This is a genomic window from Kosakonia beeri (genome assembly GCF_054165705.1).
The window spans coordinates 3,010,387-3,036,958 of sequence record NZ_CM135106.1 but is presented as its reverse complement, the minus strand read 5'-3'; the positions used below and the strand labels follow the sequence as shown (position 1 = coordinate 3,036,958).

At 54.5% G+C, this 26,572-nt stretch carries 26 protein-coding genes; 17 read left to right on the top strand and 9 right to left on the bottom strand.

Translation table 11 applies throughout. The annotated features are described in order from the left end of the window. Positions 1–110 precede the first annotated feature (110 nt). On the bottom strand, positions 111–758 hold the full coding sequence (grxB, locus tag ACUY4S_RS14455; protein ID WP_312685622.1) for a glutaredoxin 2: 648 nt from the start codon (positions 756–758) through the stop codon (positions 111–113). Between the two features lie 65 nt (positions 759–823). Then, on the bottom strand, positions 824–2,032 hold the full coding sequence (gene mdtH, locus ACUY4S_RS14450) for a multidrug efflux MFS transporter MdtH (protein ID WP_458022331.1): 1,209 nt from the start codon (positions 2,030–2,032) through the stop codon (positions 824–826). Positions 2,033–2,270: 238 nt separating this feature from the next. On the opposite strand from mdtH, the gene rimJ reads away from it, so the two are divergent. The 4 genes from rimJ (at position 2,271) to murJ (ending at position 6,078) form a co-directional block, all read left to right on the top strand. Next, entirely contained in the window at positions 2,271–2,855 is a 585-nt protein-coding gene (rimJ, locus tag ACUY4S_RS14445; protein WP_458022330.1) for a ribosomal protein S5-alanine N-acetyltransferase, read from the top strand. Positions 2,856–2,864: 9 nt separating this feature from the next. Further along, positions 2,865–3,509, top strand: a complete 645-nt coding sequence (locus ACUY4S_RS14440) for a YceH family protein (RefSeq protein WP_312685625.1) — start codon at positions 2,865–2,867, stop codon at positions 3,507–3,509. Positions 3,510–3,511: 2 nt separating this feature from the next. Then, complete coding sequence (locus ACUY4S_RS14435) at positions 3,512–4,435, top strand: Gfo/Idh/MocA family protein (RefSeq protein ID WP_458022329.1); 924 nt, start codon at positions 3,512–3,514, stop codon at positions 4,433–4,435. Between the two features lie 107 nt (positions 4,436–4,542). Then, complete coding sequence (murJ, locus tag ACUY4S_RS14430) at positions 4,543–6,078, top strand: murein biosynthesis integral membrane protein MurJ (protein ID WP_458022328.1); 1,536 nt, start codon at positions 4,543–4,545, stop codon at positions 6,076–6,078. Between the two features lie 51 nt (positions 6,079–6,129). On the opposite strand, the gene flgN is transcribed toward murJ, so the two are convergent. The 3 genes from flgN to flgA all read right to left on the bottom strand — a co-directional run bounded on the left by flgN (position 6,130) and on the right by flgA (position 7,605). Beyond that, positions 6,130–6,552: a flagella biosynthesis chaperone FlgN gene (gene flgN / locus ACUY4S_RS14425; RefSeq protein ID WP_312685631.1), complete on the bottom strand. Its 423-nt coding sequence runs from the start codon at positions 6,550–6,552 to the stop codon at positions 6,130–6,132. A gap of 5 nt (positions 6,553–6,557) precedes the next feature. Continuing rightward, positions 6,558–6,851: a flagellar biosynthesis anti-sigma factor FlgM gene (flgM, locus tag ACUY4S_RS14420; RefSeq protein WP_312685632.1), complete on the bottom strand. Its 294-nt coding sequence runs from the start codon at positions 6,849–6,851 to the stop codon at positions 6,558–6,560. Positions 6,852–6,945: 94 nt separating this feature from the next. Continuing rightward, positions 6,946–7,605: a flagellar basal body P-ring formation chaperone FlgA gene (gene flgA, locus ACUY4S_RS14415; RefSeq protein WP_312685635.1), complete on the bottom strand. Its 660-nt coding sequence runs from the start codon at positions 7,603–7,605 to the stop codon at positions 6,946–6,948. 158 nt (positions 7,606–7,763) lie between these two features. On the opposite strand from flgA, the gene flgB reads away from it, so the two are divergent. The 11 genes from flgB (at position 7,764) to flgL (ending at position 17,614) form a co-directional block, all read left to right on the top strand. After that, positions 7,764–8,180, top strand: a complete 417-nt coding sequence (gene flgB, locus ACUY4S_RS14410) for a flagellar basal body rod protein FlgB (RefSeq protein WP_312685637.1) — start codon at positions 7,764–7,766, stop codon at positions 8,178–8,180. 3 nt (positions 8,181–8,183) lie between these two features. Beyond that, positions 8,184–8,588, top strand: coding sequence for a flagellar basal body rod protein FlgC (gene flgC / locus ACUY4S_RS14405; RefSeq protein WP_312685639.1), 405 nt, complete (start codon positions 8,184–8,186; stop codon positions 8,586–8,588). A gap of 14 nt (positions 8,589–8,602) precedes the next feature. After that, the gene (gene flgD, locus ACUY4S_RS14400) at positions 8,603–9,280 is read left to right on the top strand and encodes a flagellar hook assembly protein FlgD (protein WP_312685641.1); all 678 of its coding nucleotides are present in this window, start codon (positions 8,603–8,605) and stop codon (positions 9,278–9,280) included. 27 nt (positions 9,281–9,307) lie between these two features. Continuing rightward, complete coding sequence (gene flgE / locus ACUY4S_RS14395; RefSeq protein ID WP_458022327.1) at positions 9,308–10,516, top strand: flagellar hook protein FlgE; 1,209 nt, start codon at positions 9,308–9,310, stop codon at positions 10,514–10,516. A 20-nt stretch (positions 10,517–10,536) separates the two neighbouring features. Then, the gene (locus ACUY4S_RS14390; protein WP_312685645.1) at positions 10,537–11,292 is read left to right on the top strand and encodes a flagellar basal body rod protein FlgF; all 756 of its coding nucleotides are present in this window, start codon (positions 10,537–10,539) and stop codon (positions 11,290–11,292) included. A 15-nt stretch (positions 11,293–11,307) separates the two neighbouring features. Further along, positions 11,308–12,090: a flagellar basal-body rod protein FlgG gene (gene flgG / locus ACUY4S_RS14385; protein ID WP_312685647.1), complete on the top strand. Its 783-nt coding sequence runs from the start codon at positions 11,308–11,310 to the stop codon at positions 12,088–12,090. Between the two features lie 57 nt (positions 12,091–12,147). After that, entirely contained in the window at positions 12,148–12,846 is a 699-nt protein-coding gene (locus tag ACUY4S_RS14380; protein WP_312685649.1) for a flagellar basal body L-ring protein FlgH, read from the top strand. Between the two features lie 12 nt (positions 12,847–12,858). Next, positions 12,859–13,956, top strand: a complete 1,098-nt coding sequence (locus ACUY4S_RS14375) for a flagellar basal body P-ring protein FlgI (protein ID WP_312685651.1) — start codon at positions 12,859–12,861, stop codon at positions 13,954–13,956. Then, positions 13,956–14,912, top strand: coding sequence for a flagellar assembly peptidoglycan hydrolase FlgJ (gene flgJ / locus ACUY4S_RS14370; RefSeq protein ID WP_312685653.1), 957 nt, complete (start codon positions 13,956–13,958; stop codon positions 14,910–14,912). Before ACUY4S_RS14375 ends, flgJ begins: the two co-directional genes overlap by 1 nt. A gap of 75 nt (positions 14,913–14,987) precedes the next feature. Next, positions 14,988–16,631, top strand: a complete 1,644-nt coding sequence (gene flgK, locus ACUY4S_RS14365) for a flagellar hook-associated protein FlgK (protein WP_458022326.1) — start codon at positions 14,988–14,990, stop codon at positions 16,629–16,631. Positions 16,632–16,645: 14 nt separating this feature from the next. Next, positions 16,646–17,614, top strand: coding sequence for a flagellar hook-associated protein FlgL (gene flgL, locus ACUY4S_RS14360; RefSeq protein WP_458022325.1), 969 nt, complete (start codon positions 16,646–16,648; stop codon positions 17,612–17,614). An 82-nt stretch (positions 17,615–17,696) separates the two neighbouring features. On the opposite strand, the gene ACUY4S_RS14355 is transcribed toward flgL, so the two are convergent. Beyond that, positions 17,697–18,908, bottom strand: a complete 1,212-nt coding sequence (locus tag ACUY4S_RS14355) for an MFS transporter (protein WP_458022324.1) — start codon at positions 18,906–18,908, stop codon at positions 17,697–17,699. 141 nt (positions 18,909–19,049) lie between these two features. On the opposite strand from ACUY4S_RS14355, the gene ACUY4S_RS14350 reads away from it, so the two are divergent. Next, positions 19,050–19,988 carry a LysR family transcriptional regulator gene (locus ACUY4S_RS14350; protein WP_458022323.1) on the top strand — a complete coding sequence of 313 codons (939 nt, stop codon included), beginning with the start codon at positions 19,050–19,052 and terminating at the stop codon, positions 19,986–19,988. A 39-nt stretch (positions 19,989–20,027) separates the two neighbouring features. Here ACUY4S_RS14350 and rne read toward each other — a convergent pair whose 3' ends face one another. After that, entirely contained in the window at positions 20,028–23,177 is a 3,150-nt protein-coding gene (gene rne / locus ACUY4S_RS14345) for a ribonuclease E (RefSeq protein WP_458022322.1), read from the bottom strand. A gap of 572 nt (positions 23,178–23,749) precedes the next feature. Here rne and rluC point away from each other — a divergent pair. Beyond that, positions 23,750–24,703, top strand: a complete 954-nt coding sequence (gene rluC, locus ACUY4S_RS14340) for a 23S rRNA pseudouridine(955/2504/2580) synthase RluC (RefSeq protein WP_312685661.1) — start codon at positions 23,750–23,752, stop codon at positions 24,701–24,703. Positions 24,704–24,743: 40 nt separating this feature from the next. On the opposite strand, the gene ACUY4S_RS14335 is transcribed toward rluC, so the two are convergent. Together ACUY4S_RS14335 and ACUY4S_RS14330 are read right to left on the bottom strand one after the other, a co-directional pair. Beyond that, the gene (locus ACUY4S_RS14335; RefSeq protein WP_458022321.1) at positions 24,744–25,895 is read right to left on the bottom strand and encodes a dienelactone hydrolase family protein; all 1,152 of its coding nucleotides are present in this window, start codon (positions 25,893–25,895) and stop codon (positions 24,744–24,746) included. An 85-nt stretch (positions 25,896–25,980) separates the two neighbouring features. Further along, on the bottom strand, positions 25,981–26,565 hold the full coding sequence (locus ACUY4S_RS14330; protein ID WP_312685665.1) for a Maf family protein: 585 nt from the start codon (positions 26,563–26,565) through the stop codon (positions 25,981–25,983). Positions 26,566–26,572: the final 7 nt, after the last annotated feature.

Below are 26,572 nucleotides of genomic sequence, written 5' to 3'. Positions count from 1 at the left end.
ACGTGATCCAGATGCTTCAATCCTGGGGCGTAGCATGCGGTACCTGAAGCATAAAGACCAGCGGAAAAAGCCGAATGCAGTGGCGGAAGCGGGCTTCCGCCACTCGCCGCTTAAATGGCCATCGAAGAGAGCAGATTGATTTGTGTTTGCTTGGCCATGTTATCGCGATAATCCGCGACGCGTGTCGGCCAGTTGATCCCCGCCACGAGGGTGAGGTTGCGCAGCAGCGGGAACAGATGAATATCATCATCGGAGAGTTCGCCGTTGACCGCGTTTGGTTTCGCAATCAATTTATCCAGCGCGCGGAGATCGTCGCTGATGTTTTTGATCAGCCCGGCAGAATGGGCGAGATGGTCGGCAAAATTGCCGATGGCAGCCTCTTTTTTCGCCACAAAGTATGCGCGCGCCTGCGGGGTAGAAAACTCATCAAACGCGGATTTGGCAAAGCGCGGGATCAGCAGCTTATTGACATAGCCGTTGACTTTACGCAACCACTCTTCCAGTTGCGGGCTCTGTTTACCGGTCAGTAGCGGTTTACCGTCGAGATTATCGACATAATGGACGATATCCATGCTTTCAGGCAGATAGCGGCTGTCATCTTTTTGCAGAATCGGCGCCATTTTTTGGCCGATCATCCGGGTGGGTGTAGCTTCGTCATCGTTGAGCAGAACATTGAGTTCGACGGGGATATTCTTGAGGCCGAAAATCATGCGGGCTTTAACACAGAAAGGGCAGTGATCATAAATGTAGAGTTTCACGTTTCTCCTCCATACTGGCTTATCCATCAGCTACCAGTATGGTGGAGAGCAAAGAGAGGCGCAAATCAGGCGCCCGGCTCCAGTATGCGGGGGTGCAAACGTTTAAGACCAAACTGCCACAGCAGGGCAAAAAAGGTGAGAAGACCAATCAGCGCCAGCATCATCCAAGGCAGCTCCGGCTGATTTAAGGCCTTACCCGCATCAAACAGCCAGCCGCCTCCGGCGTAACCCAGCGCGCCGCCAAAGGCAAGACCAAGCCTGCTGAAACCCATATAACTCCCACGTGCGCGGGCATCCGCCAGTTGCGCGCCGAGGGTTTCTCGCGCCGGTTCCGCAATAATCGAACCGATATAGAAGGTGCAAATCAGCGTGAACAACTGCTGAAGCGTGCCGACCATGCCCACCGGCAACAAGCTGAAAGACATCATCAACAGGCCAAACATCAGACGGTGCTCAAGACGGAAGCGTTTTTCGCTCCAGCGTGCAATCGGATAGAGCAGTGTCAGCGACAGACATGCTTCGATGGCATACATCCATTTGACCGCCGCTGGCGATCCGGCAATATCATTGACCATAATCGGCAGCATCAGCATCACTTGTACCGCCAGCATATAGTAGCCCGTCAGCGTCAGAACATAGGTGACGAAACGCTTGTCGCTCAGTACGCGACCCAGGCCTTCCCGCACCGGCGCTTTCACGGTGGAGAGTTTCCATGCGGGTAGCAACCAGGCGTTAAATGCCGCACAGAGCACAAACATCAACGCGCCCACCACGCAAACAAGACGAAAATCGTATTGCAACAGCCAACTGCCGAGCAGCGCTCCCACCACGGCCCCCGCGCTGTCCTGCATCATCAGGAGCGAGAAGAAGCGGCTACGTTGGCGAGGGCGCACCAGTTTGACCACCAGCGCCGAACGGGGCGGATCGAACAGAGTACCGCCAAGCCCGGAAAGCAGGCAGGAGAGCCACAACAGCCAGGGCTCGGTGGCCACGCCCATCGCCACAAAACCGCCTGCGCGCATCAACATGCCGGTGACAATCAGCGGTTTCGCGCCAAAACGATCGGCAATCGCGCCGCCAAAAATGCCCAACCCTTGTTGAATAAACTGCCGCAAACCGAGCGCAATCCCCACCATTAAGGCGGCCCAGCCCAATTGATCAACAAAGCGAATAGAAATCAGGGGAAAGACAACGAAAAAGCCGAGGACAACCAGCATATTATCGACAAGCAGGAAGTATTTACCCAGGCTCCTTGCCTGCGATATGCGCGCCATTTCCCCTCCGGGAAATTAAGAAAGATAAGACAATCTTATTCTGCGGGTTCGCCAGGCCTTTTCCCATATTGATGGTGACAATATTTTTTTATCAAAATCAGTCTTTGATTGAGAGTTTTCATCGAAAATGGCACCTGACGCAGAAAATGCCCTGTTGCTGTTTTCCTGAAGTGGCTATGCAAATGTATAGTAAAGGGAAGGGGTTAAAAAAGTTGTAAAACGGAAGGAGTGGTAATGCATGTTTGGCTATCGCAGTAACGTGCCGAAAGTACGCTTAGTAACGGACAGATTGGTGGTGCGCCTTGTCCATGACCGCGATGCCTGGCGCCTGGCGGATTATTACGCTGAAAATCGCCAGTTTTTAAAACCCTGGGAACCCGTGCGCGATGAAAGCCATTGTTACCCTTCCGGCTGGCAAGCCCGGCTTGGCATGATCAATGAGTTCCATAAACAGGGGACGGCATTTTATTTTGCGCTGCTCGATCCTGAAGAGAAAGAAATCATTGGCGTAGCCAATTTCTCCAATGTGGTGCGTGGATCGTTTCATGCCTGTTACCTGGGCTACTCCATCGGGCAGAAATGGCAGGGGCAGGGGTTAATGTTTGAAGCCCTGACGACGGCGATCCGTTATATGCAACGCACGCAACATATGCACCGCATAATGGCTAATTACATGCCGCACAATAAACGCAGCGGTGATCTTTTGGCGCGGCTCGGCTTTGAAAAAGAGGGCTATGCCAAATCGTATCTGTTAATCGACGGGCAATGGCGCGATCACGTCTTAACCGCATTAACTGCACAGGACTGGACCCCGGGTCGTTAAGGAGCAAAGATGAAGTATCAGTTAAGCGCCGTGGAAGCACGGGTTATTGGCTGTTTGCTGGAAAAACAGGTCACCACCCCGGAGCAATACCCGCTCTCTATTAATGCCGTCGTCACGGCCTGTAATCAGAAAACCAACCGTGAACCAGTAATGAACCTTAGCGAGTCCGAGGTGCAGGATGTGTTGGATGAACTGGTAAAACGTCACTATTTGCGCACGGTCAGCGGTTTTGGCAATCGGGTGACCAAATATGAACAGCGTTTTTGCAATTCCGAATTTGGTGATTTAAAGCTGACCTCCGCAGAGGTGGCGCTGGTCACGACGTTGCTGTTGCGCGGGCCGCAAACGCCGGGCGAATTGCGTGGGCGCGCGGAGCGCATGCACGCCTTCCGCGATGTGACCGAAGTTGAAAATGCGCTTGAGCACCTGGCCAGCCGTGAAGATGGCCCTTATCTGGTGCGCTTGCCCCGTGAACCGGGAAAACGTGAAAGCCGGTTTATGCATCTGTTTAGCGGCAACGTGCAAACGCTGGTGAATGTTGTGGAAGCGGTCAGTCCGGCGGATGCACTGACGACGCGTGTGGAAGCGCTCGAACAGGAAGTGGCGGACCTGAAACAGCGTCTTGAGGCGCTACTGGCCCATTTGGGGGATTAAGCGTGGCGATATTACGTATTGGTGTGGTGGGGCTTGGCGGTATCGCGCAAAAAGCATGGTTACCCGTATTAGGCGCGGCAACGTCGTGGACGCTGGCGGCCGCCTGGTCGCCGACCCGGGAAAAGGCAGAGCGTGTGTGTGCAACCTGGCGCATTCCTTATGCTGACTCGCTGGCAAGCCTGGCGGCGCAGTGCGATGCGGTCTTCGTTCATACGTCAACGGCGTCGCATTATGCGGTAGTCAGTGAGTTACTTAACCTTGGCATGCATGTCTGCGTCGATAAACCACTGGCTGAAAATCTGCAAGATGCAGAGCGTTTAATTGAACTTGCCGCACGTAAGAAACTGACTTTAATGGTCGGTTTTAACCGCCGTTTTTCACCCTTGTACCAGGAACTGAAACAGCATATTCCGCAGGCCACCTCGCTACGCATGGATAAACACCGGGCGGACAGCGTTGGCCCGCATGATTTACGCTTCACCCTGCTGGATGATTATCTGCATGTTGTGGACACCGCCTTGTGGCTGGCAGGCGGCCCGGCATTGTTGAAAAGCGGCACGCTACTGACCAACGATGAAGGGGCCATGATCTATGCCGAGCACCATTTCAGCATTGACCATTTGCAGATCACCACCAGCATGCATCGCCGCGCAGGCAGCCAGAGGGAATGGGTACAGTCGGTCACTGACGGTGGGTTATTTGATATCACGGATATGCGCGAATGGCGGGAAGAGCGCGGGCAGGGCGTCATTGCACGTCCAGTGGCGGGCTGGCAAAGCACACTGGAACAGCGCGGTTTCGTCGGCTGCGCGCATCACTTTATTGAATGCGTGCAAAATCAGACAGTTCCGCAAACATCCGGTGAACAGGCAATCCTGGCGCAGCGTATAGTCGACAAGCTGTGGCGCGAGGCGATGAGTGAATAACGGCCTGTAACATCTGACGATAGTAATTCGCCTTTTTCTCTGTAGACTAAGCGCTTCGCTGTACACCAACGCCTGCAATGCAGGCGTTGTGTCTTATGGAAACCAGAATGAACCTATTAAAATCGCTGGCGGCTGTCAGCTCCATGACCATGTTTTCCCGCGTGCTGGGTTTTGCGCGCGATGCCATTGTGGCGCGGGTTTTCGGCGCAGGTATGGCAACCGATGCCTTTTTTGTGGCGTTTAAACTACCAAACCTGTTACGCCGTATTTTCGCTGAAGGGGCCTTCTCGCAGGCATTTGTTCCCATTCTTGCGGAATATAAAAGTAAACAAGGTGAAGACGCGACGCAGGTCTTTGTTGCATATGTTTCCGGTTTGTTGACACTGGCGCTGGCGGTAGTCACCGTTGCCGGGATGCTGGCGGCCCCCTGGGTTATTCTTGTCACCGCTCCAGGGTTTGCCGATACCGCAGATAAATTCGCACTGACGTCGCAGCTGCTGCGCATTACCTTTCCTTATATTCTGCTGATCTCGCTGGCGTCGCTGGCCGGTGCAATCCTCAATACCTGGAACCGTTTTTCGGTTCCAGCCTTTGCGCCCACATTTCTGAATATCAGCATGATTGGTTTTGCCCTGTTCGGTGCGCCTTATTTCCATCCGCCGGTGCTGGCGCTGGCGTGGGCAGTGACTGTGGGTGGAGTGTTGCAACTGGTTTACCAACTGCCGCACCTGAAAAAGATTGGCATGCTGGTGCTACCGCGTATCAGTTTCAAAGACGCAGGCTCAATGCGGGTGGTTAAGCAGATGGGACCAGCCATTTTAGGGGTTTCTGTCAGCCAGATTTCCTTGATCATCAATACTATTTTCGCTTCTTTTCTGGTTTCTGGATCCGTATCGTGGATGTACTACGCCGACCGTCTGATGGAGTTTCCTTCTGGTGTGCTTGGCGTGGCACTGGGGACGATTCTGCTGCCTTCGCTGTCGAAAAGTTTTGCCAGCGGCAATCATGATGAGTACTGCCGCCTGATGGACTGGGGGCTGCGTCTCTGTTTTCTACTGGCGTTGCCCAGCGCGGTGGCCTTGGGCGTGTTGGCAAAACCGCTGACAGTGTCGCTGTTTCAATACGGTAAATTCACCGCCTATGATGCGTTGATGACGCAGCGGGCCTTGATCGCCTATTCCGTAGGGTTGATGGGGCTGATTGTGGTCAAAGTGCTCGCGCCGGGTTTCTACTCGCGTCAGGATATTAAAACGCCGGTAAAAATTGCCATCGTCACCTTGTTACTGACGCAAGTCATGAACCTGGCGTTTATTGGTCCGCTAAAACATGCAGGTTTGTCACTGTCGATTGGGCTTGCGGCTTGTCTTAATGCCGGGTTGCTCTACTGGCAACTGCGCAAACAGAAAATTTTTACCCCTCAACCGGGCTGGTCACGTTTCCTGATCCGACTGGTCATAGCGGTGGTGGTAATGGCAGCTGCGTTGCTCGGCATGTTGCATGTTATGCCTGAGTGGTCACAAGGCACGATGCTATATCGTCTGCTGCGGCTGATGGCGGTTGTGCTGGTGGGCATCATTGCGTATTTCGCCACGCTGGCTGCGTTGGGTTTCAAAGTGAAAGAGTTCACTCGGCGGACAGCGTAAACAGGAAGTCAGCCAGGGGACGGATCCCCTGGCTAAAAAAAGAAGAAAAGATCAGATGGAGATTTTCTTGCCGCCGCGGCTTGCGGTCGAAGTGTAACCATTCGCGCCGTAAAGACCAGGCTCCTGATGCGGCCTTAACACGTCCAGCGCCTGTTGATTGCGCTCAATTTGCCCTTCCAGCAGCCATCCATTGTGCTGGTTGAGATCGCGCAAATGCTGCGTTTTCTGCGTAATGATTTGCCAGCGATCGGCGATGTCGTCGTTTGCGCTATGTTGCGCTTTCTGCGTCGAACGGCGTTGTTGCTCAAGATAATCCAGGGTTGCGAGCAGGGAGCTTTTTTCTTCCGTGATACGCTGCAACGCGCTGCCATTAATATGGCCAACGGAAAGCTGTTTTTGCTCAGCATCCATCACGTCTTTCAGAGCGCTCAGGATAACTGTCATTTGATCAAGGATGTCTGACAGTCGGTTCATACGGTTTATTTACCCTGCAAGTAACTCTTCGCTTCATCAATCAGGGCATCGGCGATTTTGCCGGTGTCCATCTTCAGTTCACCGTTACGGATCTGCGCTTTCAGTTGTTCAACGCGTTCCATATTGATGTCTTTCGCATCAGCCTGCATCAGTTTCGCTTGTGCGCCGCTGATGGTGACATTGGTGCTGTTCGTCGCCGCTGCTTTTTCCTGACGTGTTTTTTGCGTCTGGGTTTCACTGGTTTCACGCTGTTGTACAGTGCTTACCGGTTTGAGAGGCGATGTCCGATCAATGCTCATAGTGTTGTCCTCATTGAGGTTCCCCGGCGTTTGGGGCCCGCTATCTTTAGTCGTTGCTTATATATCGGCAGCCGACGTAAATTCTTTAAAAAGATTATAGGTTAATCAGAATATTCCCATCAGCGTTCACCACACCGCTGACAATCTGGCCCGAAGACATGCGTACGCGGGCGTTTTGCGCCACCGCAGCATTGTTCATCGCCTGCCCTTCGCCGTTCACACTAAAGCCGTCGCCTGTGGCCACAACCTGTACCCGCTGACCCGCTTTAATACGCCAGGCCTGGCGTAGCATCGACAGCTGTATCGGTTGCCCGGGGGCGAGATCGCGCAAACTTACTGCATCCTGCGCCTGGGTAATATCCAGCATGGTTCTCGGCGGTAACTGGTCGAGTCGCCCGCGTACGAGTGAGACGCTGCCGGGCTGCAGTGTGCTGCCACGCGCAACGGCCTGCGCAGCCGCCACATAGTTACCCGTCGCCTGGACTTCCACCTGCAAATAGCGCTTTGCGCCCGCGCAATTCGCCAGGACATTCAGATTCCCCCACAGTTTAGCATTTCCCACCACGCTCAGCTCTGGCCGATCACAGGTGGGCAACAAATTCTGTGGGGTGCGTATATTTACCACTACCTCGTCACTAAAGCCAGCAAGACGTTGAGCAAAGAGAGACGTCAGCTGCGCCTGCAAGTCGGTGGCCTGCGTAAGCGGGCTCAATAACAGTAAGAGCGCGGCCAAACCGCTTTTAAACGTGTTCATCGCAGACTCCTGCCTGTTGATGTGATGGAGCGATTTTAACCGCAGGGCAAATCTATCAACGCAATAAATAGCGACGCATTTTGCGCTTATTCCGTCGATAAGGCGCGCGTAAGGAGATTTAAGCTGTTGGCTAAATAACTGTCATCAGTGGGGGAGCCATGCTCGATAAACTTGATGCCGCACTACGTTTTCAGCAAGAAGCGCTGAACCTGAGCGCCCAGCGCCAGGAAATTCTGGCGGCAAACATTGCCAACGCCGATACCCCCGGGTATCAGGCGCGTGATGTCGATTTTGCCAGTGAACTGAAAAAGGTCATGGAGCGCGGTCGTGCTGAAGAAAGCGGTGTCTCGTTGGCGCTGACTTCTTCACGTCACATTCCTGCGCAGGCAATGACCCAGCCGTCTATGGATCTGATGTACCGCATCCCGGACCAGCCCTCGTTGGATGGCAACACCGTGGATATGGATCGTGAACGCACTCAGTTCGCTGACAATAGCGTGAAATACCAGACCGGGTTAACGGTGCTGGGCGGGCAGATCAAAAGCATGATGAGCGTTCTGCAAGGGGGGAACTAATCCATGGCTTTACTGAGTATCTTTGATGTCGCTGGCTCAGCGCTGACCGCACAGTCCAAGCGTCTGAACGTCGCAGCCAGTAACCTGGCGAACGCCGATAGCGTCACCGGCCCGGACGGTCAACCCTACCGTGCTAAGCAGGTTGTTTTCCAGGTTGATGCCGCGCCAGGTCAGGCAACCGGCGGCGTGAAAGTGGCCGATGTGGTTGAGAGCAAGGCGCCGGACAAACTGGTTTACGAACCGGGTAACCCGCTGGCCGATGCCAGTGGCTACGTCAAAATGCCGAACGTGGATGTGGTGGGTGAGATGGTTAACACCATGTCGGCCTCACGTAGCTACCAGGCAAACGTTGAAGTTCTCAATACCGTTAAGAGCATGATGCTCAAAACGCTCACCCTCGGCCAGTAAAGGAGACGCGCAAGATGACTATCGCCGTAAAAGTGAATGACCCGACCAACACTGGCGTCACATCCACAACGGGGACAACCACCACCGGGACAAATAGCGCGTCTGACCTGCAAAGCAGCTTTTTGACGCTGCTGGTCGCGCAGTTGAAAAACCAGGATCCGACCAACCCGTTGCAGAACAACGAACTGACCACGCAGCTTGCGCAGATCAGTACCGTAAGCGGGATTGAAAAACTGAACACCACGCTGGGCTCTATTTCCGGCCAGATCGACAACAGCCAGTCGTTGCAGGCAACCAACCTGATCGGCCATGGCGTGATGATCCCGGGGCAGACCATTCTGGTGGGTAAAGAAACCTCGACGCCGTTTGGCGTTGAACTGACTCAGGCCGCCGAAAAGGTAACCGCTACCGTGACCAGTTCTGACGGCACCGTAGTGCGCACCATTGATATCGGCGCGCTGAAAGCGGGCGTCCACACCTTCAGTTGGGACGGCAAGCTTTCTGATGGAACAACAGCGCCGGATGGCTCTTATAAAGTCTCTATCGCTGCCAGCACTGGCTCGACACAGTTGGTTGCTCAACCGCTGCAGTTTGCGCTGGTGCAAGGTGTGACCCGTAATAGCAACGGGAACACGTTAGATTTGGGTACCTACGGTACGACCACCCTCGACGAAGTACGACAGATTATTTAAAGCCTTAACACTTATCAGGAGTAAGTCATGGCCTTTTCACAAGCGGTCAGCGGCCTGAATGCTGCGGCCACCAACCTCGATGTCATTGGTAACAACATTGCCAACTCCGCCACTTATGGCTTTAAATCCGGAACTGCGTCCTTCGCTGATATGTTCGCCGGTTCTAAAGTGGGCCTGGGTGTTAAGGTTGCGGGTATTACCCAGGACTTTAGCGACGGTACAACGACCAACACCGGTCGTGGTCTCGACGTGGCACTCAGCGGGAATGGTTTCTTCCGCGTGGTCGACAGCAACGGTTCTGTGTTTTACAGCCGTAACGGCCAGTTTAAACTGGATGAGGATCGCAACCTGGTGAACATGCAGGGTATGCAGGTTACCGGTTACCCGGCGACCGGCACGCCGCCGACTATTCAGACCGGTGCTAACCCAACGGCGATCACCATTCCGAACACGCTGATGGCGGCGAAAACCACCACCACAGCAACGATGCAGATCAACCTGAACTCCACAGACAAGACGCCGAGCATCGCCACGTTCGACCCGACCAACGCCGACAGCTACAACAAAAAGGGCTCTGTCACCGTATACGACAGTCAGGGTAATGCCCATGACATGAACGTTTACTTTGTGAAAAGCTCAACGGCCAACACCTGGGACGTTTACACCCAGGACAGCAGCGTATCTGGCAGCACCGCAACGCTGGCGACCACCATGACGTTTGATACCAACGGTAAACTGACCGGTGGCACCAGCGCGAATATCACTACCGGTACTATCAATGGCGCGACCCCGGCGACCTTCTCGCTGAGTTTCCTGAACTCCATGCAGCAGAACACCGGTTCCAACAACATCGTGGCGACCACGCAGAACGGTTACAAGCCGGGCGACCTGGTAAGCTACCAGATTAACGACGACGGTACGGTTGTTGGTAACTACTCCAACGAACAGAAGCAGGTGCTGGGCCAGATCGTGCTGGCGAACTTCGCCAACTCAGAAGGTCTGCAATCTGAAGGGGACAACGTGTGGTCTGCCACGTCTTCTTCCGGTGTTGCGCTGTTAGGTACTGCGGGTACAGGGAACTTTGGTTCACTGACCAACGGTGCACTCGAAGCTTCTAACGTGGATCTGAGTAAAGAACTGGTCAACATGATCGTTGCGCAGCGTAACTACCAGTCGAACGCGCAGACGATCAAAACCCAGGATCAGATCCTTAACACGCTGGTTAACCTGCGTTAATCATCTGACGGGATGGCTTAATGGATCACGCAATATACACCGCGATGGGCGCCGCCAGCCAGACGCTGAATCAGCAGGCTGTCACTGCCAGCAACCTCGCGAACGCATCAACACCGGGCTTCCGTGCGCAGCTTAACGCGATGCGCGCGGTGCCGGTCGAAGGACTTTCACTGCCAACGCGTACGCTGGTGGTGGACTCCACGCCAGGCGCTGATATGACGCCAGGTCAGCTGGATTACACCTCACGCCCGCTGGATGTGGCGTTGCAGCAGGACGGTTGGCTGGCAGTACAAACGGCAGACGGTTCCGAAGGGTACACCCGTAACGGGAGTATCCAGGTCAGCCCCACCGGGCAGTTGACCATTCAGGGCCATCCGGTGATTGGTGAAGCGGGTCCGATTTCTGTACCAGAAGGCTCGCAAATCACCATCGCTGCCGACGGGACCATTTCTGCACTCAACCCAGGCGATGCGGCTAACACCATTTCGCCTGTTGGCAAGCTGAAACTGGTGAAAGCAGATGGTAAAGAAGTGGTGCGTGGCGATGACGGTTTGTTCCGTCTTAGCCAGGCGGCACAGGCAACGCGCGGCACGGCATTGCAGGCCGATCCGTCAATCCGTGTGATGTCGGGCGTTCTGGAGGGCAGTAACGTTAAGCCCGTTCAGTCCATGACCGACATGATTGCCAGCTCGCGTCGTTTCGAAATGCAGATGAAAGTTATCAGCAGCGTCGATGAGAACGCGCAGCGCGCTAATCAGTTGCTGTCACTGGGTTAATAAACAGGACTACTTATGATCAGTTCATTATGGATCGCGAAAACCGGCCTCGACGCCCAGCAAACCAATATGGACGTTATCGCCAACAACCTGGCGAACGTCAGTACCAATGGTTTTAAGCGTCAGCGTGCGGTATTTGAAGATTTGATGTACCAGACGATTCGTCAACCGGGTGCACAATCTTCTGAACAGACTGTGCTGCCTTCCGGCTTGCAGATCGGTACCGGTGTTCGTCCGGTTGCGACCGAACGCCTGCACAGCCAGGGTAACCTGTCTCAGACCAACAACAGTAAAGATGTTGCGATTAAAGGCCAGGGCTTCTTTGAAGTTCAGCTGCCCGACGGCACCGCCGCGTATACCCGCGATGGTTCCTTCCAGGTTGACCAGAATGGCCAGTTAGTCACGGCGGGTGGTTTTCAGGTTCAGCCTGCTATCACCATTCCGGCGAACACCCTGAGCATCACGATTGGCCGCGACGGTGTGGTTAGCGTGACCCAGCAAGGATCGGCCGCGCCGGTGCAGGTTGGCCAGTTAAACCTGACCACCTTTATGAATGACACCGGTCTGGAAAGTATCGGTGAGAACCTGTACACCGAAACCCAGTCGTCTGGCGCGCCAAACTCCACCACGCCGGGACTGAATGGTGCGGGTCTGCTGTACCAGGGGTATGTGGAAACCTCAAACGTAAACGTTGCCGAAGAACTGGTAAACATGATCCAGGTTCAGCGCGCTTACGAAATTAACAGTAAAGCAGTATCGACGACCGACCAGATGCTGCAAAAACTGACGCAACTCTAAGGCGTTATCCGGTGCGGTATCCGCCGCACCGGAACCCTGATTTCGAAGATGAATGCAATGCAAAAATACGCCGCGCGCAGCTATCCGATTATGGCTTTACTGGCATTAACCCTCAGTGGGTGTGCCTGGGTTCCGTCCAAGCCGTTAGTAGAAGGGGCGACCTCCGCTCAGCCGATTCCGGGTCCGGTGCCTGTAGTGAATGGCTCGATTTATCAGACCGCGCAGCCGATCAACTATGGCTATCAGCCACTGTTTGAAGACCGCCGTCCGCGTAACGTTGGCGATATGCTGACCATTACGCTGCAGGAAAACGTCAGCGCCAGTAAAAGCTCGTCGGCGAATGCCAGCCGCGATGGGAAATCCAGCTTTGGTATTGATACCACGCCGCGCTATCTCGAAGGCCTGTTTGGCAATGCACGTGCTGACCTGAGCACTTCCGGCAGCAATTCGTTTGAAGGCAAAGGTGGCGCAAACGCCAGCAACACCTTTAGCGGCACGCTGACCGTTACGGTCGATCAGGTGCTGATCAATGGCAACTTACATGTAGTGGGTGAAAAACAGATCGCCATTAACCAGGGCACTGAATTCATCCGCTTCTCCGGTGTCGTGAACCCACGCACCATCAGCGGCAGCAACACGGTTCAGTCTACGCAAGTGGCTGATGCGCGCATTGAATATGTTGGCAATGGCTACATTAACGAAGCGCAGACCATGGGCTGGCTGCAACGTTTCTTCCTCAACTTATCGCCGATGTAACCGGGGTGAATTATGTTTAGATATCTGGCTGGAATTGCGTTGGTACTGGTGGCGACTGTCGCCCAGGCTGACCGCATCCGGGACCTCACCAGCGTACAGGGCGTACGAGAGAACTCTTTAATTGGCTATGGTCTTGTCGTCGGCCTCGACGGCACGGGTGACCAGACTACCCAAACGCCGTTTACCACGCAGACGCTGAATAACATGCTGTCGCAGATGGGGATCACCGTCCCCACTGGCACCAACATGCAGCTGAAAAACGTGGCAGCGGTAATGGTAACGGCGCAGTTCCCGGCCTTTGCCCGTCAGGGTCAGACCATCGATGTGGTGGTCTCTTCCATGGGTAACGCCAAAAGTCTGCGCGGCGGGACGCTGCTGATGACCCCGCTGAAGGGCGTGGACAGTCAGGTTTATGCCCTGGCACAGGGTAACATCCTGGTCGGGGGCGCAGGGGCTTCTGCCGGTGGTAGCAGTGTGCAGGTGAACCAGCTGAACGGTGGTCGTATCACCGGTGGCGCGGTGATTGAACGTGAACTGCCAACACAGTTTGGCAATAGCAACACCATTAACCTGCAACTGAACCAGGAAGACTTCACCATGGCGCAGCAGATTGCCGATACCATCAACCGCAGCCGCGGTTACGGTAGCGCAACCGCGCTGGACGCCCGTACTGTACAAATTCGCACGTCCAGCGGCGGAACATCGCAGGTGCGTCTGCTGGCCGATATTCAGAATATGGAAGTCGGCACCACGCAGCAGGATGCGAAAGTAATCATCAACTCGCGTACCGGCTCAGTGGTCATGAACCGCGAAGTGGCGCTGGATAACTGTGCCGTTGCGCAGGGTAATCTCTCGGTAACGGTTAATCAGCAGGCTAACGTCAGCCAGCCGAATACCCCCTTCGGCGGCGGCCAGACGGTGGTTACTCCGCAGACTCAAATCGATTTGCGCCAGAGTGGCGGTTCGCTGCAAAGCGTACGCTCCAGTGCCAACCTGAACAGCGTGGTTCGCGCACTTAATGCGCTGGGCGCCTCGCCGATGGAACTGATGTCCATTCTGCAGTCCATGCAAACCGCAGGTTGCCTGCGTGCGAAACTGGAGATCATCTAATGTTGACCGACAGCCGATTGATGAGCAGCGCGGCATGGGACGCGCAATCACTGAATGAACTGAAATCGAAGGCAGGACAGGATCCGCAGGCAAACCTGCGCCCTGTTGCCCGCCAGGTGGAAGGCATGTTCGTGCAAATGATGCTGAAAAGCATGCGTGAAGCCCTGCCGAAAGACGGTATTTTCAGTAGCGATTCAACCCGGCTGTACACCAGCATGTATGACCAGCAAATTGCCCAGCAGATGACCGCAGGCAAGGGGCTGGGGCTGGCGGATATGATGGTTAAACAAATGGCTGGCGATCAGGCGCCGGTGGAGCCTGCCGATCAAATGCAGCAGGTGCCAATGAAGTTCCCGCTGGAAACGGTCACCTCTTATCAGAATCAGGCGCTGACGCAACTGGTGCGTAAAGCGATGCCGAAAGCGCCGGAAGATAACGACGAACCGTTAAGCGGCGACAGCAAAGACTTCCTGGCTCAGCTTTCGCTGCCAGCGCGTCTTGCCAGCCAGCAAAGTGGTGTTCCACATCACTTGATTCTGGCGCAAGCGGCACTGGAATCGGGCTGGGGCCAGCGACAGATCCCGCGCGAAAACGGCCAGCCGAGCTATAACATTTTCGGCGTTAAGGCCACTTCCGGGTGGAAAGGCCCGACCACGGAAATCACCACCACGGAATATGAAAATGGCGAGGCAGTAAAAGTGAAAGCCAAATTCCGTGTTTACAGCTCGTATCTGGAGGCCTTGTCCGACTATGTCGGTATGCTGACGCGCAACAAACGTTATGCGGCAGTCACCACAGCAGCGACGGCAGAGCAGGGCGCACAAGCGCTGCAAAACGCGGGTTATGCAACCGATCCTAACTACGCACGTAAGCTGACAAGCATGATCCAGCAGCTGAAATCGATGGGTGAGAAGGTGAGCAAAGCCTACAACAGTGACATCGAAAATCTATTCTGAAATTTCTCAAGTTTCACCCTGGGTTGCCGATAATTATCAACAGGACTCATGTCTGAAAGTGTATAAGGAACCTCCATGTCCAGTTTGATTAATAGCGCCATGAGTGGGCTCGCCGCAGCCCAGGCTGCGCTTAATACCGCGAGTAACAACATTTCCAGCTACAACGTGGCTGGATATACCCGTCAGACGACGGTGCTTTCTTCCGCGAACAGCACATTAGGTGCTGGCGGCTGGGTTGGAAATGGTGTCTATGTCGCCGGCGTTCAGCGTGAGTACGATGCCTTTATTACCAACCAGCTGCGTGCGGCAGAAAACCAGAACAGCGGTTTGACCACGCGTTACCAGCAGATGTCGAAAATTGACGATGTGCTGTCGGATACCACTAACTCGCTTTCCAGTAGCCTGCAGGGTTTCTTCTCCAGCATGCAAACTCTGGTGAGCAACGCGTCTGATCCGGCCTCCCGTCAGGCATTGTTGGGTAAAGCCGATGGGCTGGTAAACCAGTTTAAAGTCGCTGACCAGTATCTGCGCGACCAGGATAAACAGGTGAACCTGTCTATCAGTTCCAGCGTTGATCAAATTAACAACTACACCAAACAGATTGCCAGCCTTAACGATCAGATTTCTCGTCTGACCGGTGTGGGTGCAGGCGCGTCGCCGAACGATCTGCTCGATCAGCGTGACCAGTTGGTCAGCGAACTCAACAAAATTGTTGGTGTTGAAGTCAGCGTTCAGGACGGTAACACCTATAACGTGACTGTGGCGAACGGCTACACCCTCGTGCAGGGCAGTACTTCGCGTCAGCTGGCAGCTGTCTCGTCCAGCGCTGACCCGTCCCGCACCACGGTGGCGTATGTCGATAACACCGCCGGGAATATTGAAATCCCGGAAAAAATGATCACCACCGGCTCGCTGGGTGGACTGTTGACGTTCCGTTCACAGGATCTGGATCAGACGCGCAACACTCTGGGGCAGCTGGCGTTGTCCTTTGCGGATGCGTTTAACAAACAGCACACCCAGGGTTTTGACGCTGATGGCGTACAGGGCACAGACTTCTTTAACATTGGTAGCCCGTCTGCGTTAAGTAATTCAAAAAACACTGGTAACGCCACGTTAAACCCAAGCGTCACTGACAGCACCGCTGTACAGGCGACAGACTACAAAGTGGCTTACGACGGCACTAACTGGAACGTGACGCGTTTGTCTAACAATACGTCGTTCACCGTCACACCGGATTCAACGGATGGTTCGCTGAATTTTGACGGTCTGAAAGTGGCCGTAGGCGGAACAGCAAACGCCAACGACAGCTTTACCGTGAAGCCTGTCAGCAACGCGATTGTGAACATGAGCGTTGCAGTGACGGATGAGTCGAAAATTGCGCTGGCCTCTGTTTCCGGCGATGGCGCAAGCGACAACCGTAACGGTCAGGCGCTATTGGATCTGCAAAGCGCCAAGAAAGTCGGCGGCAACAAGACCTTTAACGATGCGTATGCCACCCTGGTGAGCGATGTGGGTAACAGAACCTCTACGCTCAAAACCAGCAGCACCACGCAGACGAACGTGGTAACGCAGCTGACCAAGCAGCAGCAGTCGATCTCCGGGGTTAACCTCGATGAAGAGTACGGCAACCTGCAGCGTTATCAGCAATATTATCTGGCGAACGCCCAGGTTCTGCAGACCGCAAGCACGCTCTTTAATGCGCTGCTGGAAATTCGCTAAGTAAGGGGTGAGTGATGCGTATCAGTACTCAAATGATGTACGAGCAAAACATGCGCGGTGTGACTAACGCGCAGAGTAAATGGCTTGATTATGGTGAGCAAATGGCCACCGGGCAGAAAGTGAATCGCCCATCTGACGATCCGGTTGCCGCTTCACAAGCGGTCGTTATTTCGCAGGCGGAGGCGCAAAACAGCCAGTACGCCACAGCCCGTACTTTTGCCGTACAGAAAGTGTCGCTGGAAGAGAGCGTACTGTCGCAAGTGACGCTCGCCGTTCAGGGTGCGCAGTCCACCATCGTGAAAGCGGGCAGCGGCGCGCTGAGTGATGATGACCGTGCCTCGCTGGCAACAGAACTGCAAGGGTATCGCGATCAATTGCTGAACCTGGCGAACAGTACCGATGGTAACGGTCGCTATATTTTTGGCGGTTATAAAACAGCAACGGCACCGTATGATTCCACTGGCACCTATAGCGGCGGTTCGCAAGCCATCTCTCAGCAGGTTGATGCGTCCCGTACTATGGTCATTGCCCACACGGGTAATGAGATCTTTAATCACATTACCAGTAATGCCACTCCGGAACCGAACGACCCGGTGACGGGCGTGCCGGGCACATCTGAGACCGACCTGTTTAAGATGCTCGACACTGCGATCACGGCACTGAAAACGCCGGTTGCGGGTGATGAGACAGCGAAAGCGGCGGCGCAGGCCGTGGTTGATAAGACCAGCCGTGGTTTGGGGAACTCGCTGAATAACGTCTCGACCGTGCGTGCAGAATTAGGTACGCAGTTGAATGAGCTGGACACACTGGATGCGCTGGGTGATGACCGTGCTGTTGCGTTGGATCAGCAGAAAAGCGATTTGATTAACGTGGACTGGAACTCAGTGATTTCGTCTTACACTATGCAACAGGCTGCGCTGCAGGCGTCGTACAAAGCGTTCAGTGATATGCAAGGCATGTCGTTGTTCCAGATGAATAAGTAATGTTTTCATTTTGAGCATGTCTTGAAACTGGGGCATGTTCGGTATGCCCGCTCCATCACCCCGGAGCGGGCTTTTTTTTATCTCACGCTTTTTGTACGGCTTGCGCTGTCTCACGCGCATCAAACAGACGGATCAGCAGTGCAATTACCCCGGTAACGGTTGCCAGCACCACCACACCTTGCCATGAGGCAACAGAGTAGATTTTACTGCCAAGCGCCGAACCGGCGGCCATACCTATAAACACCCCGGTAAACAGCAGTGCATTCAGGCGACCACGTGCTTGTGGCTCCAGGCCGTATACCAGGTTCTGATGTGCCACCAGGCTGGATTGCAACCCAAGATCGAAACCCACCGCAGAGAGCGCGATCAGCGCCAACTGGCCGTGCGGCGTTAATACCGGCAGCAGGAACATCAGCGCAAAAGAGACGGCTACCAGGCCGGCGCCAAGTTGTGTAACTTTCTCTGCGCCGACTTTGTCTGCCAGTCCTCCCGCCAGCGGCGCGGCAAGTGCACCGGTCGCACCTGCGATGCCAAATGTCCCTGCAACGGCGCTGCCCAGGTGATATTTTTCCAACAACATCAATGCCAGCGTAGACCAGAACGCACTAAACGCGACGGATAAGAAGCCCTGTGCCATCGCGGCGCGACGTAATGCCGGGTAACGCTGCCACAGGTGCGCCATTGACTTCATCAGCGCCGGGTAGCTCAACGTAGAGTGAGTGGCAAAACGCGGTAACACCGACCACAGCAGCACGCCGACCAGAGCAATACTGATCGCAGCCATTTGATACATTACCCGCCAGCCGAATGCCGCACCCACAAAGCCACTGACGGTGCGCGAAAGAAGAATGCCTAACAGCAGACCGGTCATCACTGTGCCGACCATTTTCCCCTGTTTACCCTCCGGCGCCAGGATGGCGGCAGCCGGAACAATATCCTGCGCCATCGTCGCGGCCATGCCCAGCAACAGGCTGATCACCAGTAGAGAGGGAAGGTGGCTGGCAAGGCTGCACGCCAGCAGGAGCAATGCCAGAGCGGCGCTTTTCAGCAGGATCAATTTACGACGATCGTGGCGGTCGCCAAGCGGCAGCAGGAATAAAATCCCCAGCGCGTAGCCTGCCTGAGTCAGTGTGGGCACCAGCCCCATGCCGTTAACAGTAAGGTGCAGGTCACTGCCCATCAGGGGCAACAGCGGCTGCGAATAATAAATAGCGGCGACGCTGGTTCCAGCGCCGAGCGCGAGGGCAAAAATGACCCAGCCAACAACATCTGCTGATAAAGAATGACGGTTCATACGCGGTGTCCCCGAAAGGTTTTGAGTTAACTGTTACGTAGTTCAACTACGGTGTGGAGACATTTTTGCTTAAGCCGGCATAGCGCGGTAGCCAGCGGAGTGGTAAAACGGTTATACGTGTAACGTATAGGTATTAATGTTATGAAGCGCCAGGAGCGTATAGACAGGGTAGATCTGATGCGGACATTGATCCGTATCGTTGAAGCGGGGTCGTTATCTGCTGCAGCACGGCAACTTGACACTACGCAGGCCACGGTAAGTCGCCGTTTGCAGTCGCTAGAGACACTGCTCGGCGTAAAACTGCTGTTGCGCAGTACCCATGCAATGAAGCTGACCGATGATGGCGAGCGTTGTTATCAGCATGCGAAACGCGTGGCCGACGCCTGGGTTGCGCTGGAGGATGAATTAAGCCAGTCGGATGATGAACCAGTGGGCACATTGCGGGTGCGTGCACCGCATGCCTTCGGTCAGGAGCAATTACTGGGGCCGCTAACCGATTTTCTTGAGCGTCATCCGCAACTTTCTGTCGAATGGATGCTGAACGATAAGAATGTCGATTTTCTCAGTGCGAATATCGACTGCGCAATCCGCGTTGGAGCGGAGGTCGATCCGGCAACGGTTTCCGTGCTACTGGCAGAAGTTCCTCGCAGTCTGGTTGCCTCGCCTGCGTTGCTGGCGCGCTTCCCCGCAATTCATACCCCCCAGCAACTTTCCGTTCTGCCATGGATTGCATTAAGCACTTTTTACCAGCATGAAATTCAGCTCACCCATCCTCAGAACGGTGAGGTAGAGCAGGTGGCGATTTCGCCGCGGCTGTATACCGACAGCCTTTATGCGGCGCGCAACACGGCACTGAGTGGCCTTGGCCTGGCGGTTATATCCAGTTGGGCGGTAGAAGATGCGATCAGAGAAGGTAAGCTGGTGGAGTTGCTGCCAGAGTGGCAGATCGCGCCGTTACCGGTTCATCTTGTCTACCCGTGGGCGCGTTATTATCCCGCACGGTTGCGTAAGTTTTTACAACTGATGCGCGAAGTAATGCCCGGCCTTGGCGGTATGCGCCAGCCGGTGCGGCAGGCATAAAAAAGCCGACCCGGAGGTCGGCTTTTACACTCGGTCAGATCACTCTACAGGGTGTGGTTTTGTCGCCGGTGCAGTTGCGGCGTGAGTGGCGCTATGGCCGCCCGCAGCGCCTTTACCGCTGAAGGAGAAGTCCGGGCGAACCCAGTCGCTATGACGCGGTGCTTCCGGTACATAGGCAGGTGCCGGTGCTTTGGTCATTGGCGCGGTGGCGATTTTACGAGCCATCGGTTCGGCGCTAACCTGCGTGGAAACATTTTCCTGCGCTTCTTCTTCCTGAGTTTCTTGTACGGCTGAGTTTTCACCTGCCGTTACCGGTGCAATAACTGCCTCGGGCTCCGCGGCTGGCTGGACTTCTTCAGCCACGTCTTTCGCGTTTTCCGCAACGGTGCGATCTTCTTCCGCGATCAATTGCGGCTGTTGATCAACAGACGCTTCAATCACTTCCGGATGCGTGGTTTCAACAGCAACCGGTTCTGGCGCAGCAACCGGAGTGTGCGGTTCAACTACTACCGGTTCGGCAGGGTCAGCGGTCTCTGCAGGGGCTTCAACGACTTCTGCCGGCTGGCTGGCAAGCAATTGTGCTTCGGCAATGGCTGGCGCAACATCCTGACTGGCAACGGCGTTTTGCTCGATGTCGCTATCCTGAACCTGTTGCTCGTCCTGTGGGCGCACAACCGGATAAGTAATCCACACTTTACCTGACGCCATTTCTGGTGAAGCACAGGCCACGGTCAGCGGCATGGCAGACTGCAGCGGATAACGCTCATCACGATAGCGACGACGACGCTGGCCGCTCACACGCAAGTGACGCGGAGAACGACGTGAGCGACGCGGCATGGTGTTGTCGCGTGCTTCACCGTTATCATCCTGCTCCTGCTGAGGGGCATTATCCACAACGGCAGGCAGATCAACCTTCGCCACTTCTGTACGCGGCGCTGATGCTTCCGGTACTGCGGTTTCTTCGACCTGCTCTGCAGGCGCTTCACCGATACGAACTTTCTGGCTCAATTGGCGCTGCTTACGGCGTGGCATAACCTGTACACGCTCTTCCTGTTCCGTTTCCTGAGCAGGCAGTTCTTCACGGTTCAGTTCCTTCACTTCCTGCTGTGCCTGACGCTTATCGTCATTGCGGCGGCGAGTGCGCTCGCGACGCGGCTGCTGATCGTCACGGGTTTTAGCTTTATCGGACTCTTCTGCCGCTACCGGCTGACGAATTTCACGGGTTTCCGCATTCTGCTGTGGTTTTTCACGACGGTTGCGGCGATTCTCTTCGCGACCCTCGCGGTTTTCACGGCCTTCGCGCGCTTCGTTGCCTTCACTGCGGCTATCACGGCGCTCATTACGATCGCGACGGTTGCCCTGGCGTGATTTCCGACGGTCTTGCTGACGATCTTGTCTTTCAGCTTTCTTCTCTTCTTCTTTCACTTCAACCGGGGCAGGCGTTGCTTCACCGGCAAACAGGCCTTTCAGTGCAGAGAAGAAACGGCTTACCAGACCCGGTGCAGCAGGGGCAGTCGCGGCGACTTCTGGCTGGGCTTTTGCTGCGGGGGCCGTTGCCGGAGCTTGCGGAACCGGTGGGACATCCGGCATCACGAAGGTGGCGAGAGCGGGCTGCTCCGGACGTTTACGTTCGGCAACGTCTTCTTCGGATGGCAGGGCCATCGCTTCTTCATGCAGTTTCGGCAGCAAATAGCTCAGGGTTGGCGTCTCTTCGCCTTTACGGACACGCAGCACGGAGTAGTGCGGGGTTTCCATCTGATCGTTCGGGACGATCACACAGCGAACACCGCCCTGACGAGCTTCGATGGCGCTAACGGCGGCGCGTTTTTCGTTCAACAGGTAAGAAGCGACCTGTACCGGAACAATCGCGTGGACTTCCTGCGTGTTCTCTTTCAGCGCTTCTTCTTCGATCAAACGCAGGATAGAGAGAGAGAGCGATTCGTTATCACGGATAGTACCGGTACCGCTACAGCGCGGGCACACGTGATGGCTGGACTCGCCAAGCGACGGACTCAGACGCTGGCGCGACATTTCGAGCAGGCCGAAGCGGGAAATATGGCTAATCTGGATACGCGCACGATCCTGGCGTACCGCTTCGCGTAGACGATTTTCAACCGCGCGCTGATGGCGTACCGGGGTCATATCGATAAAGTCGATAACAATCAGGCCGCCAAGGTCGCGAAGGCGCAACTGACGGGCGATTTCATCCGCCGCTTCAAGGTTGGTGTTGAACGCCGTTTCTTCAATGTCGCCACCACGGGTTGCACGGGCGGAGTTGATATCGATGGCGGTCAGCGCTTCGGTAGAGTCAATGACGATAGAGCCGCCGGACGGCAGGCGCACTTCACGCTGGAAGGCAGATTCAATCTGCGACTCGATTTGGTAGTGGCTGAACAGCGGAATTTCACCGGTGTACAGTTTGATTTTGCTGCTGAAATCTGGACGACCCAGCGCAGAGATATGCTGGCGGGCCAGCTCAAGCACTTTAGGGTTATCAATCAGAATTTCGCCAATATCCTGACGCAGGTAATCGCGGAACGCACGCACAATAACGTTGCTTTCCTGATGGATCAGGAAAGGTGCAGGACGGCTGTCGGCCGCTTTTTGGATCGCTTCCCAGTGTTTCAGGCGGAAGCTTAAATCCCATTGCAACGCTTCGGCGGATTTACCCACGCCGGCGGTGCGCACGATCAGTCCCATCCCGTCCGGAAGTTCCAGGCTGGACAGGGCTTCTTTTAACTCGGTGCGGTCGTCGCCTTCGATGCGACGAGAGATGCCGCCCGCGCGCGGATTATTTGGCATCAATACCAGGTAACTGCCTGCGAGGCTGATAAAAGTCGTCAGCGCGGCACCTTTGTTGCCACGTTCTTCTTTATCAATTTGGACAATCACTTCCTGACCTTCACGCAGCACATCCTTGATGTTCGGGCGGCCGTGCGCGTTGTAATTGGCAGGGAAGTATTCGCGGGCGATTTCTTTGAGGGGGAGGAAACCGTGACGTTCAGCGCCGTAATCAACAAATGCGGCTTCAAGGCTCGGTTCGATACGGGTGATTTTACCTTTGTAGATGTTCGCTTTTTTCTGTTCGTGGCCCGGGCTTTCGATATCCAGGTCGTACAGGCGCTGCCCATCAACAAGGGCGACGCGCAACTCTTCCTGCTGAGTTGCGTTGATTAACATTCTTTTCATCGTAACTTACTCATTATTCTTACATTGACGACTAAGCTGCGGGCATGATGACGCCTTTCCGGGGGAGAACCGATGGCCTCGTGACTATTCACGTCGCCAACCTCACGGTTGTCGGTCGCTTAAGAGGCGCAGTGTGTCGGCTGCCTGTATTTCCTGTGGAAAAAACAGCGCAATTATCAGGGGAACAGCCTGGGAAAAACTCTCCAGAGAAGATTCCATCTACCGGTAAGGACTGCAACCCGCAGCCCGCTAACTGCCTGAAAGTTCAATACGTCTTACGCCATTGCTGCGTGTATGATCGGACAGGCAAAACTGGTCATTCCGCTCATTTACTTGTTTTAGCAAAATTCAACACGGAAAACGGCAACATTATTCCTTGCGAACCCTGTTATAGCAAGCTGACTTTTACCATTTATCACCCGGTTACTCACAGTTTTTTCACCTTTGACCCGAGATCGGTTTAATAACCGTCGAATCAACTGTGCAAAAAGCGGCAAGCCAGGCTCAGAAGTAAATATAAGCATATAAAAATGAGTGGCGCTAATCATGCAGCCTATTTAGAATCGCCTCCCATGAAAACTGAGACACCATCCGTAAAATTTGTTGCTATTTCTGCTGACGAAGCAGGGCAACGCATCGATAACTTTTTGCGCACCCAGCTGAAAGGTGTGCCGAAAAGCATGATCTACCGTATTTTGCGTAAAGGCGAAGTACGGGTGAACAAAAAACGAATTAAACCGGAATATAAGCTGGAAGCCGGCGATGAAGTCCGTATTCCGCCTGTGCGCGTTGCGGAAAGAGAAGAAGAAGCGGTATCGCCACATCTGCAAAAAGTCGCCCAGTTAACCGACGTCATTCTTTATGAAGACGACCATATTCTGGTACTGAATAAACCTTCAGGTACGGCGGTCCATGGCGGCAGCGGTTTGAGCTTTGGCGTGATCGAAGGCTTACGCGCGTTACGCCCGGAAGCGCGTTTCCTTGAACTGGTTCATCGTCTCGATCGCGATACCTCCGGCGTGTTGCTGGTGGCAAAAAAACGTTCTGCGCTGCGTTCGCTGCATGAGCAACTGCGCGGCAAAGATATGCAGAAAGATTATCTGGCACTGGTGCGTGGCCAGTGGCAGTCCCACGTGAAGGTTGTACAGGCGCCTCTGCTAAAAAATATTCTGCAAAGCGGTGAGCGCATTGTGCGCGTGAACAGCGAAGGCAAACCTTCCGAAACCCGCTTTAAAGTGGAAGAACGTTATGAATTCTCTACGCTGGTTCGTTGCAGCCCGGTCACCGGTCGCACGCACCAGATTCGTGTTCATACACAACATGCCGGCCACCCGATTGCGTTTGACGATCGCTATGGCGATCGCGAGTTCGACAAACAACTGGCGTCCACGGGGCTTTCGCGCCTGTTCCTGCATGCGGCTGCGCTTAAGTTCACCCATCCGCATACTGGCGAGACACTGCGCATTGAAGCCCCGCTTGATAATGCGCTGAAACATTGCCTGCAAGTGCTGCGCAACGCCAAATAACCTTTTCCCCTCCCATTATGGGAGGGGAAAGGCTCTCTCCTTAAGGCTTCAGCCATTTATCCAGCCAGGGAAAGACCTCAGCCTGTTGTTCCTGATAAAAAACATGGCCCAGCGCTGGCCAGCTTTTAGTGAGCAGTTTGTCGTCGGCATGTTGCGATGACCAGACCTTATGCACTTTATCAAACGCCTCCTGTACCGCTTCCGGCGGGAAAAGTTTGTCTTTGCCACCGCTGAAAATCAGCATGGGTTTCGGCGCGGCGATACTGGCAATATCGGGAATATCCATTCTGGCAGGCATGCCGGGATGCAGCATGTAAAAAGCGGACTGGCCTCTCAGCACATTGTTACCGGGTTGCATCAGGCCGTTATAAGTACCAAACCACGAAATCACGGCCGTCGCCGCGACTTTGTCGCTTAACGCTGCCAGTTGCCAGGCGCGAAATCCCCCCATAGAGAATCCCACGACGCCGATACGCTGTTTGTCCACGCCCGCATGGGCGGCAATGAAATCCACCGTGCGCATATCTTCATAAGCCACTTCGCCGGCCAGTGAGCGGCCAAGATTAAAGTAATTACTTGCCAGCGCTTGCTGTTGTTCGTACACCATCGGCCCACGATCGCCCCAGCCTGGGCTGTCGATTGCGATCACAGCGTAGCCACGGCTGGCCAGTTCATCGCCAATAAACTTACCGCTAAAAAATTTGTCTGCCCACGCCTGAGCACTGGCCAGTTTTTCGTTGTCACCCCAGGGGCGAATCAGCTTCTCTTTGCCGATGTCAAATTTTGAACCGTGATCGTGTAACAGCACGATAGCAGGATGTGGGCCGGGTGATTTAGGCATCAGCAGCAGTGCCGATACACGGTTATCATCCGTAATGTTAAGCGCCAGTTTTTCGGCAAAATAAGTGCCACGATCCTCTTTGGTTATCGATTGTGGGGCAAAGGGTTTAGTGGCGTCTGGCGTAAGCAGGGCAGAGCGAAAATGCTGGCGGCTCTGTTTTTGCCACTGCGAGAAGTTGTGAAAGTTCCCGGATAACCAGGAGTCCGGGTAGCGCATTTGCGCTTTTAAGGCCTGCCAGCTTGCAGGAAGATTACCTTCCACCACTCCTTGCGTTTGCCAGGAATCTTGCGCGCTCGCGCAGAAAGAAGCCAACAGCGTCAGCATCAATGTCACTTGTCGGGTACTTTTCATCACCTTTCCTTAAATTAAAACACTGTTTTAATAATTGAGGTGAATGTACTGGCTGTTTAAAAAAGAATCTGTGATCGCTAAGGCATTAACTTAATAGAGGATTACACTGCTCGCGACGAAGCATCTGGCACAGGGCAATAAGCGGTAACCCAACCAGTGTATTGGGATCCCGCCCTTCCAGGCGCTCAAACAAGGCAATACCGAGACCTTCGCTTTTGAAGCTTCCCGCGCAGTTTAAGGGGCGCTCTTTGCGAACATAATCGTCAATTTCCTGTTCACTTAAATGCCGGAAATGCACATCGAAAGGCTCACATTCGGTTTGTAAATGACCAGTGGCGGAATTAAAAAGCGCAAGGCCGGTATAAAAAGTAACAATATTACCGCTGGCTTTCATGAGTTGCTGGCGGGCATTTTCTTCGCTATGGGGCTTGCCGGTGATCTCACCGTCCAGCACGCACACCTGGTCAGAACCAATAATAAGATGATGGGGGTAAGCCTGCGCCAGCGACTGGGCTTTATCCTGCGCCAGGCGAAGCACGAGGTGTCGCGGAGACTCACCCGGTTGAGGGGTTTCATCGGTATTTGGCGCTGCGCATTCAAACGTTACCCCCAGCTTTTCCAACAGGGCGCGACGATAAGGAGAAGTAGAGGCAAGAATAATAGTAGACATATTTTTT

Excerpts from the sequence above, each read along its gene's own strand:
- mdtH (WP_458022331.1), bottom strand. The coding sequence starts at position 2,032 with ATGGCGCGCATATCGCAGGCAAGGAGCCTGGGTAAATACTTCCTGCTT.
- rimJ (WP_458022330.1), top strand. The coding sequence starts at position 2,271 with ATGTTTGGCTATCGCAGTAACGTGCCGAAAGTACGCTTAGTAACGGAC.
- ACUY4S_RS14440 (WP_312685625.1), top strand. The coding sequence starts at position 2,865 with ATGAAGTATCAGTTAAGCGCCGTGGAAGCACGGGTTATTGGCTGTTTG.
- murJ (WP_458022328.1), top strand. The coding sequence starts at position 4,543 with ATGAACCTATTAAAATCGCTGGCGGCTGTCAGCTCCATGACCATGTTT.
- flgN (WP_312685631.1), bottom strand. The coding sequence starts at position 6,552 with ATGAACCGACTGTCAGACATCCTTGATCAAATGACAGTTATCCTGAGC.
- flgM (WP_312685632.1), bottom strand. The coding sequence starts at position 6,851 with ATGAGCATTGATCGGACATCGCCTCTCAAACCGGTAAGCACTGTACAA.
- flgA (WP_312685635.1), bottom strand. The coding sequence starts at position 7,605 with ATGAACACGTTTAAAAGCGGTTTGGCCGCGCTCTTACTGTTATTGAGC.
- flgB (WP_312685637.1), top strand. The coding sequence starts at position 7,764 with ATGCTCGATAAACTTGATGCCGCACTACGTTTTCAGCAAGAAGCGCTG.
- flgC (WP_312685639.1), top strand. The coding sequence starts at position 8,184 with ATGGCTTTACTGAGTATCTTTGATGTCGCTGGCTCAGCGCTGACCGCA.
- flgD (WP_312685641.1), top strand. The coding sequence starts at position 8,603 with ATGACTATCGCCGTAAAAGTGAATGACCCGACCAACACTGGCGTCACA.
- flgE (WP_458022327.1), top strand. The coding sequence starts at position 9,308 with ATGGCCTTTTCACAAGCGGTCAGCGGCCTGAATGCTGCGGCCACCAAC.
- ACUY4S_RS14390 (WP_312685645.1), top strand. The coding sequence starts at position 10,537 with ATGGATCACGCAATATACACCGCGATGGGCGCCGCCAGCCAGACGCTG.
- flgG (WP_312685647.1), top strand. The coding sequence starts at position 11,308 with ATGATCAGTTCATTATGGATCGCGAAAACCGGCCTCGACGCCCAGCAA.
- ACUY4S_RS14380 (WP_312685649.1), top strand. The coding sequence starts at position 12,148 with ATGCAAAAATACGCCGCGCGCAGCTATCCGATTATGGCTTTACTGGCA.
- ACUY4S_RS14375 (WP_312685651.1), top strand. The coding sequence starts at position 12,859 with ATGTTTAGATATCTGGCTGGAATTGCGTTGGTACTGGTGGCGACTGTC.
- flgJ (WP_312685653.1), top strand. The coding sequence starts at position 13,956 with ATGTTGACCGACAGCCGATTGATGAGCAGCGCGGCATGGGACGCGCAA.
- flgK (WP_458022326.1), top strand. The coding sequence starts at position 14,988 with ATGTCCAGTTTGATTAATAGCGCCATGAGTGGGCTCGCCGCAGCCCAG.
- flgL (WP_458022325.1), top strand. The coding sequence starts at position 16,646 with ATGCGTATCAGTACTCAAATGATGTACGAGCAAAACATGCGCGGTGTG.
- ACUY4S_RS14355 (WP_458022324.1), bottom strand. The coding sequence starts at position 18,908 with ATGAACCGTCATTCTTTATCAGCAGATGTTGTTGGCTGGGTCATTTTT.
- ACUY4S_RS14350 (WP_458022323.1), top strand. The coding sequence starts at position 19,050 with ATGAAGCGCCAGGAGCGTATAGACAGGGTAGATCTGATGCGGACATTG.
- rne (WP_458022322.1), bottom strand. The coding sequence starts at position 23,177 with ATGAAAAGAATGTTAATCAACGCAACTCAGCAGGAAGAGTTGCGCGTC.
- rluC (WP_312685661.1), top strand. The coding sequence starts at position 23,750 with ATGAAAACTGAGACACCATCCGTAAAATTTGTTGCTATTTCTGCTGAC.
- ACUY4S_RS14335 (WP_458022321.1), bottom strand. The coding sequence starts at position 25,895 with ATGAAAAGTACCCGACAAGTGACATTGATGCTGACGCTGTTGGCTTCT.
- ACUY4S_RS14330 (WP_312685665.1), bottom strand. The coding sequence starts at position 26,565 with ATGTCTACTATTATTCTTGCCTCTACTTCTCCTTATCGTCGCGCCCTG.